The sequence below is a fragment of the Coxiella endosymbiont of Ornithodoros amblus genome, from assembly GCF_019425495.1.
GTDB lineage: Bacteria > Pseudomonadota > Gammaproteobacteria > Coxiellales > Coxiellaceae > Coxiella.
The window spans coordinates 21,063-33,645 of sequence record NZ_VFIV01000010.1; the positions used below are offsets into that span (position 1 = coordinate 21,063).

A 12,583-nucleotide genomic window follows, 5' to 3' on the forward strand; every position below is an offset into this window, starting at 1 on the left:
ATTAGCTACTCGGTTTTTTTAAGACGCCCATCGATTTGATTGCTAATCTTACAAAATAGTTCAGCAGCACATTTTGCGTCATAAATAGCTGAATGAGCTTCTTTTTTGTCAAAAGGAAGATTGGCTGCGCGTAATGCTTTGGCCAGGACAGTCTTACCAAAGACAATAGCGGCTAAAGTGGCGGTATCAAAGCAAGTGAATGCGTGAAAAGGCGATTTTTTTAGCTTGCAGCGCTTCATGCCAGCTTGAATAAAAGTCAAATCGAAATGCGCATTATGGCCGACGAGCACAGCGCGGCGGCACTGGGTGACATTAACAGCCTTTTCAATAAAAGCAAATAAATCTTGCAATGCTTTTTTTTCATCTACTGCAAATCGGAAAGGGTGATAAGGATCGATGCGCGTGATTTCTAAAGACGCTGGATCTAATGCAGCACCTTCGAAAGGGAGAACATGGCAAGCGAATAGTTCTCCCTGACACAATTGCCCTTCCTGGTTCACTTCAACTAAAACAGCGGCGATCTCGAGTAACGGATTTTTAAGCGGCTCGAGTCCGCCCGTTTCAATATCGACAACGACAGGGAGGTATCCGCTAAAGCGATCCTTGAGGGAATAAATTTTATTGTTATTTGTGTTCATGGGATTGAATCTGCCACTGCAAGGTTTGGCCCGCAAAAAGTGGCACAACGTGTTCATTGCCAAAAGGGAGCGATTTTGCGACCTGCCAGGGTTGATGGATGAGCGTAATTTGGCTGTTATTTAGTGGTAACCCATAAAACTCTGCGCCGAAACGACTGGCGAAAGCCTCTAATTTATCCAGAGCATTTTGGCTCGCGAAAATTTCTGCGTAAAGCGCAACAGCCGCGGGCGCATTGTAAATACCCGCGGAGCCGCAAATAGATTGTTTTTTTTTTTGTGAATGGGGTGCACTATCGGTGCCCAAAAAAAATTTTGGGTTACCGCTGGTAGCTGCTTGAATTAAGGCCATTTGGTCTTCGCTGGTTTTTAAGATAGGAAGGCAATAATAGTGAGGTCGGATGCTGCCGCTCAGTAGATCATTTCGATTGAATAGCAAATGATGCGGCGTAATAGTTGCGCCAAGTTTAGAAGGAGCCTCTAAAACAAAATCAACAGCAGTTTTAGTAGAAATGTGTTCAAAGACAATGCGAAGTTTAGGAAATGTTTCTACTAAAGGCAGGAGCTCTCGTTCAATAAAAACCGCTTCACGGTCAAAAATATCGACTACGGAATCAACAACCTCTCCATGAATTAAAAGCGGTAAATCGACCGATTGCATCGTTTCCAACAGCGGATAAATCGCTTGGAGATTTTTTATCCCGGCTTGAGAATGAGTGGTGACGCCCGCGAGATAAAGTTTACAGGCGACAATAATTCCTGATCGTTTTGCGGCTTTGATTTCTTGTTGTGGGGTTGATTCGGTGAAATAAAGTGTCATCAGCGGTTCAAAGTTACTGGATTTAGGAACGTGCGCTTTAATGCGATCATAGTACGCTTTTGCTTGTTGGACAGTCGTGATCGGCGGTACAAGGTTTGGCATTACAATGGCTCGATGAAATTGAGTAGCAATGTCTGGGACGGTCCGTGGGAGATGAGATCCATCGCGGAGATGACAATGCCAATCGTCCGGGCGAATTAAAGTTATTTTTTCATATACGCCATGTATCATAGTTAGCCAGATTTCGCAATGTCTGAGAGCCTGCCGAATCCAATAGGTTTTGGAAAACCTTTACGATATAGTTTGAAGGGACATCGAACATCTTCCCGAGTTGGCTGTGAAGATTTTGTATGCTTCAATAATACAGCAAATGCCCCCGCGGGGGCCACGGGGTTTAAGTTTTTCGCTCTCCAGCATGAGTGGGTAATAGTAGTGCCCATTGTATCAAGGAGCTTTGAAAGGAACAAGGCGAAAGAGAGCATCAAATTTACAGTCATTAGGAGGGGTTTATGCTTAACTTGACGCCTAGGCGCCTGTGCGGGAATGACGAAACCTAAAAATTGAAATGGCTATGAACTTCTTCATTCATTGGGTGAATCACTTACCACAGGAACTTGAGATAGAATATCAAGAAACAGTTTATCATTGGAAGGTAGAAGAAAAGATGGCTTATAATTAGTATTGTTGAACGATTTGGACTTCAAAAAGAATTGCAACAAGGATTTGAACAAGGTTTGCAAAAACGATTTTTTAACACTATACTAATTCTTATCCCTACTAGCATTGCATAAAAAAATGCGTTCATTTTTCTAAAAAACTTGAGTCGGTATGATTTGGCATGCCGGTGTCTGTCATATTATTTAAAAAATAAAATTAATAAAATTCAGGAAATAACATGTCTCGTGAGTTTAATTTCATAGCGATTCGTACCTCGTTTATCCTCATTATATTCCGGGGTTCTTTGCCGAAACTACCCTCATCACACAAGATGATCTAATTACGGCGTGTTCAGGGGGTGGGGAAGAAGATCGCGAGAAAAATGGAATAATATTCGTGTGCGGATTAGCCGAGGTCAAATTAATGGCCTGGCTTTATCCGAACGGTGTTGATTTGGAAACTCAGGCCCAGATCTTAAAACCAATATTGCTCAACGAAAGGGCTATCCCTTCAGCATCATTTTTCAGAAAACATTGATAGGGAAACAGAAGAAAATAAAATGGATACACATCCTCAGAATGAAAACCCACGTTTAAGAGTCCTCAAAGATTTTATGCTGAGGCTACCTCAACAGGTTGTTTAGAGATATTTCTGCATTTTATATCAAGAAGGTGTAATTGAACGTCTTTTAAGCTCCTTCTCACCTTGGTTTGGTCAATCATTATGATCACAACATCTCCCCGTTATTGAGACAATTGGAAGAACAAGCAATGAAGAGACAAAAGTGGAAGAATCGATAACTTCTCATATTAACTTTTGGACCTCCCTAGCGGGGAGGCAATGGTGGCTTTCCTGACTGCGATGGTTCTTGAGATCGCGGAGACCCAACACCTTAGGGAATTGAAGGTGATTAACTAAAATTTCAAACACCCTCTGTTTAGTGCACAAGCAAAACAATTAAAAATCTGGCAAAAAGTGATAGTGGCCAGGCGTGTTTCTGGAACTTTTTGTGCTTCGGTAAGTAATTTTTCGGCGACTAAATAAAGCAGCGTATCAACACCAAACGCGGTGATAGTGATTCGAAAATTAGGGGATAATCTGGAAACGATTCCAAAACCCAACGAGGCACCGATCAATATACATAAGCCAGTAAGAAAAATCACAAAAACACCGAGGGCGTGGTGAACTTTATTAGCTGCCATTTTTAATGTGGCGGCCATCCCGAGAAAAAGCGTTTCCAAAGCCAGCGCCAAGGCAATAATAATGCCGCTTCGTGAATTTACTAAGAAAGAAATGCTGACAAGAATGCCATCGATAAAAACGTCAATAGCGACAACAATAATCAGGGACAGTAATCGTTTAAAATGACGAGTTGAAGTGGAAAATTTATCCGCGAACCATTCTGTCAGAAACATCACAACAACGCCGGCAGCGGAGCCGATAATGATAACCCATCGCATCTGATGATGAAGAAAGACAGGAATCAGTTCGGCAGCCACTGCTGAAAAAAACAACACCACAGCCAAATGCCGAACCGCCCTGGTTAAAGAAGGCGAAGGTTTCTTGAGAAAATTAAAATACCACCGACGATCATTAGCAGCATCGGGATACTTGGTAAATCCGAGGACCACTGACCACGCAATCACGTTAAGGCTTCCAGTTTGGCATAGCTAGCGACCAGCCATTTTGTGTCGTGGTAATTGAATCTCACTTGCAAGCGCGCATGTTCGCTATGGCCTTCGTAATTAATAATAATGCCCGTCCCGAATTTTTTATGACTCACGCGCTGCCCAACGTAATAACCCGTCTCACCCACCAGAGATTTTTGAGTAGAAGTGATTGTAGCATGGCACGTTATTTTAGGAGTGGGGCGAACGGCATCGATTAATTCCGGTGGAATTTCCTGAATGAATCGGGACGGCTGATTGAATTTTTCCAAACTGTGCAGACGGCGGCTTTCCGCATAGGAAAAAATTAATTTTTCCCGCGCACGCGTCATGCCAACGTAACACAAACGACGTTCTTCTTCTAAACCGTTAGCAGCATCGATAGATATACGATGCGGAAATAAATCCTCTTCTAGACCGCTAATAATCACTAATGGAAATTCCAAACCTTTCGCCGCATGTAGAGTCATTAAGCTCACACAATTTCTGTGTGCGCTTGCTTGTTCTTCGCCAGTTTCCAACGCGACATCAGAAAGAAAAGCATCCAATGGGGATAACGCTAAATTATCCGTTGGTGTGAATTGAGAGGCCGCATTAATCAATTCTTCTAAATTCTCAACACGCGAAATCCCTTTTTCACTATTATCTTTTTTATACAAAGCGAGTAAATTGCTTTCAATCAGCATTTTTTCGGTTTGTTTCACTAGCGACAGATTTTTGGTTTCGTCTTGCAATCGGTCAACTAATTTTATGAAGTGCTGTAACGCGTTGAGCGCGCGTGCATTCAACGTCTGATTGGTAATTAAATGCTGAGCGGCTTGCCAAAGGGAAAAAGCGTGATTGCGTGCAGTTATGCGCAATGCCACGAGCGTTTTATTTCCGATGCCGCGCGTTGGGACATTCACAACGCGTTCAAAAGCGGCGTCGTCGTTTCGATTCGCCAGCAGTCGTAAATATGCCAACGCGTCTTTAATTTCAGCGCGCTCAAAAAACTTTAAGCCACCGTAAATACGATACGGAATTTGCCAATCAATCAGGCATTCTTCAAATAAACGAGATTGTGCATTCGAACGATAAAGAATAGCGACGTCTTTATAAGAGCGGCCCTGACGAACCCACGCGTCAATACAAGAAATTACATAAAAAGCTTCGTCACGCTCATTAAACGCCGTGTATAAAGTGATGGGTTCGCCAGTGTGGCTGTCGGTCCATAATTTTTTTTCGAAGCGATTTTTATTGTTATCGATAACAGCATTGGCGGCATCGAGAATCGTCTGCGTTGAACGGTAATTTTGTTCTAAACGGATGGTTTTCACACCAGTAAAATCGCGGGAAAAATGATGGATGTTTTCAATTTTTGCACCGCGCCAGCTATAAATCGATTGATCGTCATCGCCCACTGCCATGAAAACGGTCTGCTTGCCTGCTAGCGCTTTTAGCCAAGCGTATTGAATGGTATTGGTATCTTGAAATTCATCTACCAAAATATGCTGAAATTGCTGCTGATAATACTCGCGAAGCGTGGCCGAATCGCGCAACAATTCTAACGTCCGTAATAATAATTCCGAAAAATCCACAAGCCCGCTTTGGTTACAAACATCTTCATAGGCTTTGTACACTTTGACTAACGTTTCCGTAAAATACCTGTTATCACTATCGAAAACTTGATGCGAACGCCGTCCTTCTTCTTTTTGTTTGTTAATAAACCACAGGGTTTGTTTCGGCGGCCATTTAGACTCTTCTAAATTGAGACTCAGCTGCATGCGACGGATAAGACGGTATTGATCATCCGTATCGATAATTTGAAACGACTTCGGCAATCCAGCTTCTTTCCAGCGAGCGCGGAGCAATCGGTGTGCTAAACCATGAAAGGTCCCTACCCACATCGCGCCCATCGGCATATCCAGCATCGACTCGATCCGCCCCCGCATTTCATATGCCGCTTTATTGGTAAACGTCACGGCCAGAATGCTGTAAGGCGAAACATTTTTTTGTTGGATCAGCCAAGCAATACGATGCGTTAACACCCGCGTCTTCCCACTACCTGCGCCGGCCAGTACCAACACATGGTCAAATGGTGACGTAACTGCTTCTTTTTGCCGCGAATTTAGCGATTCCAACAGACTCAAATTTTCCATGCCGCTTATTGTACCGAAGTGGTATAGGAATGGCGAGATTCTTTCCATTCTTTGGCGCTAAGAGCCCAAAGTGAGCGATTAGACGGTCCGATTTTCAAGAGTTAGACCGACTCTGAAAAATAGCAAGCCGAAATTTTTTAATTTGAATTCGTCTTTTCCGACTACGCGAATGACAGAACTGTAGGAGTCAAAAATTAGTTGCTACTCTTTGTTAATAAGTACTTTAATAAAGAAAAGTTACCGCGCGATAAGGAGCTAAGTTAGAATGTTGCGTTCAGTCCATATCTTCTATTAGCTGATATACTTTAGACAATTAGATTCATTTCTTTTATGGAAGCTTAAAATGCCTAAACACACAGATAACAGATGTAGGTCCGCTTTTGTCTTCGATAACCTCCCAGTGGTACGAGAAGCGAATAGCAATTTATCCTTGGATTAAGGCTCGAATGCCAGAAAAAAATTATAAATAACTTTATTGCCCTTATTAAAAACTTTGATAATCCACCAAATGAATTAATTAACGCTACATTAGAAGCTTTATTATTTGAGGATACTGTTATCAAGGATCATTTTCTTTTAGTGATAGGATTGGGCACTTAACTTAATTACAGGGTAAAAGCTAGCAAAAATCTGTTAACTTGCCACTTTAGAAAAAGGGAGTTCAAGAGTTGTTTAAAGGAGTTGCTTGATTTTTCTAATACCACTGGTGTGTTTAAGGAACTGCAGGAATTTAACCTTACGGAAGAAGCAATTTTTTCAGCAGTACTAAAGATTAAGAAAAAGAGGGAAAAGGAGGAAGTGTTTCGTTATTGGAAGAATTAAAGAGACAACTCTTGCAACAAGAATCAGAGCCATTCAGAACCTGTACCCATGGATACTCCTCCTCAATCCCCAGATTTTAACAGAGGAAATAGGATATCTAACCCCAATCCTCCACCCTTGTTAGTTTCACCGCCTAGCAAGCTCTTAAAAAGAAAAAGAAAGTGACGAGCCTATGAACTCCACCTGGTCCTTTGGGGGGATATCCCTCTTCTTTCTTTTCTAGCCCACCAAATGCTTTGAAGCTGATTTGAGAGCTCCTTTATTAAGCTTGAGAACTTACTAGATGGTAGAAACTCTTTTTCATTGCGAAACTCTTTATTTTCTGAATGCAATCCAACTTTATGTTTATCCTCTGAGGGGGTAGTAATGAGGAGAATGAAGTCAATGATCTTGTAAGTAGTTTTTTTGAATAACAACAGTTATTATAAAGGTTCAGTTTTTCTAGAAGTTCCGTAAAAAGTGGGAACATTATTATGCGCAATGATACAAATAATGCAAATTCTAAAGTTGAAGTCGAAGTGAAATCCGCGAAGCCAACTTCGGTTGATAATCGAGAGTCCGAAGCTTTTCTGCCGATGAAATTTCGAATGGACAATCTAGTAGGCCTGTTTAACTTAGAGGATAAGCTTGGATTAGAGGAGGAGATCCTATCAAGGGAAGAGATGAAAATGGGTCCTTTGTTTTAATTCCTTTCCACAAGACAAATCAACTTTCCCAGGTATCATTCTGAACGACGCGGTTGCTCAAGGCAACCTCTAAGTAAATTACTTCATATGTTTTTAAGCATAGTTTTGTATACTTAGATAGTCAATAGGTAGAAGGGGACTCAAAATGCCAAATTGTATGAACGAAAGTTACGAGGAAAAACGTGAGCTAGAAAAGTTTAGAAACTCTGGGTTTCGCATAAGTAAGTACCGTTTATTGGGGTTTAATGAGGAAACAAATTGGAGAAAAACCTTACTCCTCAAATAAATGGCGATTATTGTACTTTCAAAGCATTGTTTTGAGCTATTTCCAGAGGTGATTGATCAATCTAACCGATGGGCCTCATTCCGAATGGACAATGAGGAGGAACAGGTAATGAGGAAAAGGGCACGCAGGCAATTGTCGACGCAATGTGTGTAAAGAAGGAGAATGGAATTCTGCTAGGTCAAGAGTGTCCAGAAGGAATATCGGCAAATGATAAGTTTTTTAGATCGTGTCTTTTTGTTTCATAAAGCATCGCGTGATGCACATGAGGCGTCGTACAACGAACCCACGAGGCTTCTTCTGTTGTCGGAGGCGCTAATAAACTCTAAGCAATATTTGTTGTATTTTTTGTTGAGTCTCAAAAACATTTGTAGCACTGCTCTTATCATTCAAAAGAACTTCTGTGGCGTTCAGCCTTAGCCAATTCCAAAGAAAATAACGCTTTTATTCATGGCGTTGCAGATTATTTTCAACAGACTCAAATAGTCACTCACTACAAAGACAATACGTTTGAAACGTGAGAAAGTATCTTCTTTTCTCCCGTTGCTAATGAATGAGCTGTCAGCTGAGGAAGAAAAAAGAGGATGGTTGTCTCTTTCCATTGGGTTTATTTTTTCTTCTACTTGGTAGACTATTATAGCCCTGTAGGAAGTATCCCCGTTAGATCGCCAGTTTTGTTTTTTAGTCCGCCGTACCCCTCTCCTCAATTCAAGGTTCGTTGTCTTTCCGATACGTCTACATTATCCTTTCGGCAGGAGGTTAATGGAGGGCAGGAAAATTCCCAGTTTAGATTCGGGGAGCGGGTTAGTTTGTTTCTGAGGACGCATCGTCTCAACTCTAACGATGCTGAGGGGAATCGAACTCATTTGATAAACTCCCGTTGACAGCACTTCGCTAACCAGCGATGATGACGCCATGATTAAATCCTCACATAGAACGGGTCTTCTCACGGGCGACACGCCGACGGGGCGGTTACATTTGGGGCATTGGGTAGGGTCGATCGAAAATCGGGTGGCGTTGCAAGATGACAATGATTGTTATTTTTTGCTGGCTAATACGCATGCCTTCACCATGCAGGTCGATCGGCCGGCGGACATTCGACAAAGTAGCATAGATATTACCTTAGATTATTTAGCGGCGGGTATCGATCCCGACAAAAGTGCTATTTTTATTGAATCCGATGTGCCGGCGATTTTTGAATTAGCCGCGTTTTTCAGCATGTTGATTCCTTTTTCTCGCTTGATGCGAAATCCAACGATTAAAGATGAGATTCGGGACAAAGAATTGGGTGATAATTATTCGATGGGTTTTTTATTGTATCCTATCCTGCAAGTGGCCGACATTTTAGCTATTCGCGCGCAAGTGGTGCCAGTAGGAGAAGATCAAATTCCGCATTTAGAAATGACTCGTGAAGTAGCTCGACGTTTTAATCAAATGTATTGCGGCGTCGACTCTCATACGGAAGATAAAGATTATCCTAAGGCGGGTGGATTATTTCCAATACCGGAAACGAAAGTTGGGCGCGTGCGGCGATTGGTTGGCACAGGCAAGCCTGGCAGAAATGGTCAATTATTGAAAATGAGCAAATCATTAAATAATGCTATTTTTTTAAGCGATCCGCCAGATATGGTGCAGAAAAAAATTATGAATATGTACACTGACCCCAAACGTCTTCGTGCGACCGACCCCGGAACGGTTGAAAATAATCCGCTGTGGGTTTTTCACGACATATTTAACCCCGATAAAAATTGGGTAGACGAGGCGAAAACCCGTTACCGAGAAGGTCGAATTGGTGATGTGGAATGTAAAAAACGATTGGTTGAAGTATTATTAGAATTTCTCAATCCCATTCAACAACGACGGGCTGAATATGAAAATGACTTTGCTCAAGTGAAAAGAATTTTGAATGAAGGTGCCGAGCGGGTCAACGAAATTGCCAATGAAACTTTGCGTTTTGTGAGAAAAGCCACAAAACAGAAATTCTAAGCTCTTCGGCCAGCTTGTAAAAATTGTTGCGCTATTTTAAGAAGTTTCGTTATGTTAAAAATATGCCGATTTGATAATCAGCTTGCGGGCATTAAAAAAACAGCTAAAGCGGTGCACTTAGTTATCCCGTCTAGCACTTTTCTGTCAATTTCCGGCATTGTCTAACGTCACAATAGGAGGTACGACGTGGTTTATGCACATAATTTAGGCTTTGCGCATTGGAGTTAAATGAGAGATAAAAAACCTGAAGTCTTATTGGCGCGGTGAAATTTCGCAACAACAATTCTAACAACAGGCGATCGAATTACAACTTACGAATTGGAAGATCCAAGTGGAAGCGGGAGTGGATTTGATTCCAGTGGGGATTTCTCTTGGTACGATCGCGTGCTTAACATGGCGGTAAGGGTGGGGCTATCCCATCGCGTTTCTCAAAACGCTTAATTCCAAATATAACAAACAGACACTGTGTCCTACATGGTGCGTGCACAAGCGCCGAACGGTATTGTTGAAACTTCAACGTGCGAAATGACAAAATGGTTTGATACCATTACCATTATATCGCTCCCGAATTCACTACAAACCAAAATTTTGAGTTACGCCACGACGATTTATTTAAATCTACGAAACTGGCGTTAGAAAATAATTATTGCGCAAAACCGGTTGGTTATTTTAGGTCTGCTGTCTTTTTTATGCTTAGGCAAGTGCAAAGGGGGAATCGTTTAATAAATTGCTTTTGCTTACAAAATTATTTCCGGTTTATGCAAAAATTTTTCAGCAACTTTCTTCTCTGGGCATCGAATGGATACAAGTGGACGAGGCTATTCTCGTTTTGGATTTGCATCCTACATGGCAGCAAGCGTTACCGAACGTTTGATGCGGCGTTAACATGAACATTCGATTTGAAAAAATAAACAAACGGCGCAATTAAATTTACCGTTATTTCCAACGACAACGATCGGTTCTTTTCCACAAACCTTCCAGATTTTCTGCTTGTAGTGTGATTATAAGCAAGGGAAAATAGATGATTCCCTCTACCAAGAGAAAATTCGTCAAGAAATTGCTGAAATCATTGACATTCAAGTTAAGCTTGGTTTAGACGTTTTCGTTCGCGGTGAGCGCGAACGCAATGACATGGTGGAGTATTTCGGGAATTGTTCGATGGAATAGTGATCACGAGCAATGAATGAGTTCAAAATTACGGTTCCCGCTGTGTTAAACCGCCCATTATTTTTTGGGATGTGAGTCGTGAATGGGCAATGACACTCTGGGGTGGATCGAATACGCCCAGTCTTTAACGACTAAGTCGGTTAAAAGGATGTTAAGAGGCCCGTTAGCATATTAGCTTGGTCATTCGTACGCGACCGATCAGCCTCGTTCGTAAACAGCCAAACAAATCGCTTTCGCATTGTGCGATGAGGTGCAGGATTTTGAAAGAAGCGGAGTTTGAGTGATTCAAATTGATGAGCCTGAGTTCCATGAATGCTTGCCATTGCGAAAAGCGGATTGACAAGATTATTTGGAGTTGGCGGTGAAGTGCTTTTGCTTAGCGTTTTGTGGGGTTAAAAGACGAAACCTAAATTCATACCCACATGTGTTACTCCGAATTTAACGATATTATTGAAACGACTCTGCGTTGGATGTCGATGTTATCACCATCGAAAATTCCCGTCCTGAAATGGGAATAAAATCCTTTGAAAAATTCGCGTATCCAAACGATATCTGGCCAGGCATTTACGATATCCATTGGCCACGTATCCCGTGAGTGGCTGAAATTGAAGAGTTGGGGGTGTAAGCGTTTCAATATATTCCTATTGAATGTTTATGGATTAATCCGGATTGTGGATTGAAGATGCGAAATTGGAAAGAAACGAAAGAAGCACTCAGCAGGATGGTAGATGGTGCGAAACATTTACGCAAGGTTTTCTAGTGAAAAAAGACCGACAATAGGTTTAGACTGCAACCTGCAAGCACTTAAAATCAAAAGACAAATGTCATGGACGGGTTGCATCTTTCTCTGAGCTTTAAGTTGTTTCTGCCTAGAAACTCTGAAAGGGTTCGAGAACTCAAAGTCAGTCTGCCGAACCCTTCAGGATAAAACGATGCGCGTTGTCCGTGCTTTGCGTCAAGACTTCATTGAAGTGGTGCCTCATTTAACTTGCATTGGTCTTTCGAAAACCTCTATATTCGATTTACTCAATAATGATCAGCTTTTAGGTATTAAGCGCATCGTTGTGTTACGGGGTGATTTGCCTTTTGAAGATATAACGAATGGTGATTTTAATTACGCCAATAAAAATTTAGTCGCCTATATTCGTAAATTAATCGGCGATTATTTTCATACTGAGACGAGAACAGTTCAGGAATCGCTTAAAAATTTTTAACAGAAAATCGCTGCCGGTGCTAATGGAGCAATTCCGCAATATTTTTATCGCGATGCTTATCTTAATTTGTTGATGCCTGTCGAAACGTGGGAATGAAGCACCTATTGTTCCTGGAATCATGCCCATCAGCAATTTTGATAAGTTAGTTTGATTTTTAAAAACGTGTGCTATAGAAATACCGCGATGGTTGTATAAACGGTTAGAGTCTTAATTTATAATAATGATAAATCCTCATTGAAAGCTTAGGGCCGTTGAAGCGGTAACGAAATTCTGTAAAGATTTAATCGATTACGGGGTCCCAGGACTTCATTTTTATACTTTAAATCAATGTGAACCTACCAAAACATTATTGGAAACCTTCAATCCATCAGCTCCTTCCGTTAAATAGTAATTTTATACACCTTATTCACAGTTTCACGAGCGATACCGCAACTAGCGATTTTTTTCTGTTCAAATTTTTTAATCTGGCATTGGGGATAACAATAATTTTTCGTATTAGTGCTACAAA

4 protein-coding genes and 5 pseudogenes are annotated in these 12,583 nt (G+C 41.4%); 5 read left to right on the plus strand and 4 right to left on the minus strand.

Annotated elements, in window-relative coordinates; translation table 11 throughout:
* Positions 1 to 5 precede the first annotated feature (5 nt).
* A complete protein-coding gene (rnt, locus tag FIV31_RS02475; RefSeq protein WP_280123685.1) occupies positions 6 to 638 on the minus strand; it encodes a ribonuclease T in 633 nt (210 codons plus the stop codon).
* Positions 625 to 1,679, minus strand: a pseudogene (gene pyrC / locus FIV31_RS02480) (dihydroorotase). The gene rnt and the pseudogene pyrC overlap by 14 nt, the downstream one beginning before the upstream one ends.
* 356 nt (positions 1,680 to 2,035) lie before the next feature.
* On the opposite strand from pyrC, the pseudogene FIV31_RS02485 reads away from it, so the two are divergent.
* A pseudogene (locus FIV31_RS02485) lies at positions 2,036 to 2,198 on the plus strand (hypothetical protein); the annotation flags it as partial.
* Positions 2,199 to 3,049: 851 nt separating this feature from the next.
* Here the strand turns inward: FIV31_RS02485 and FIV31_RS02490 are convergent.
* A pseudogene (locus FIV31_RS02490) lies at positions 3,050 to 3,758 on the minus strand (ZIP family metal transporter).
* Complete coding sequence (gene uvrD / locus FIV31_RS02495) at positions 3,755 to 5,926, minus strand: DNA helicase II (RefSeq protein WP_280123691.1); 2,172 nt, start codon at positions 5,924 to 5,926, stop codon at positions 3,755 to 3,757. The pseudogene FIV31_RS02490 and the gene uvrD overlap by 4 nt, the downstream one beginning before the upstream one ends.
* Before the next feature lie 1,286 nt (positions 5,927 to 7,212).
* Between uvrD and FIV31_RS02500 the strand changes: the two genes are divergently transcribed.
* The 4 genes and pseudogenes from FIV31_RS02500 (at position 7,213) to FIV31_RS02515 (ending at position 12,459) form a co-directional block, all read left to right on the plus strand.
* The gene (locus FIV31_RS02500) at positions 7,213 to 7,425 is read left to right on the plus strand and encodes a hypothetical protein (protein WP_280123687.1); all 213 of its coding nucleotides are present in this window, start codon (positions 7,213 to 7,215) and stop codon (positions 7,423 to 7,425) included.
* Between the two features lie 1,198 nt (positions 7,426 to 8,623).
* Positions 8,624 to 9,694 carry a tryptophan--tRNA ligase gene (trpS, locus tag FIV31_RS02505; protein ID WP_280123688.1) on the plus strand — a complete coding sequence of 357 codons (1,071 nt, stop codon included), beginning with the start codon at positions 8,624 to 8,626 and terminating at the stop codon, positions 9,692 to 9,694.
* A gap of 360 nt (positions 9,695 to 10,054) precedes the next feature.
* A pseudogene (locus FIV31_RS02510) lies at positions 10,055 to 11,669 on the plus strand (5-methyltetrahydropteroyltriglutamate--homocysteine S-methyltransferase); the annotation flags it as partial.
* An 18-nt stretch (positions 11,670 to 11,687) separates the two neighbouring features.
* Positions 11,688 to 12,459, plus strand: a pseudogene (locus tag FIV31_RS02515) (methylenetetrahydrofolate reductase).
* Positions 12,460 to 12,583: the final 124 nt, after the last annotated feature.

What these genes read in the sequence shown, in the direction of transcription:
- FIV31_RS02500 (WP_280123687.1), top strand. Translation starts at nt 7,213, where the DNA reads ATGCGCAATGATACAAATAATGCAAATTCTAAAGTTGAAGTCGAAGTG.
- trpS (WP_280123688.1), top strand. Translation starts at nt 8,624, where the DNA reads ATGATTAAATCCTCACATAGAACGGGTCTTCTCACGGGCGACACGCCG.
- rnt (WP_280123685.1), bottom strand. Translation starts at nt 638, where the DNA reads ATGAACACAAATAACAATAAAATTTATTCCCTCAAGGATCGCTTTAGC.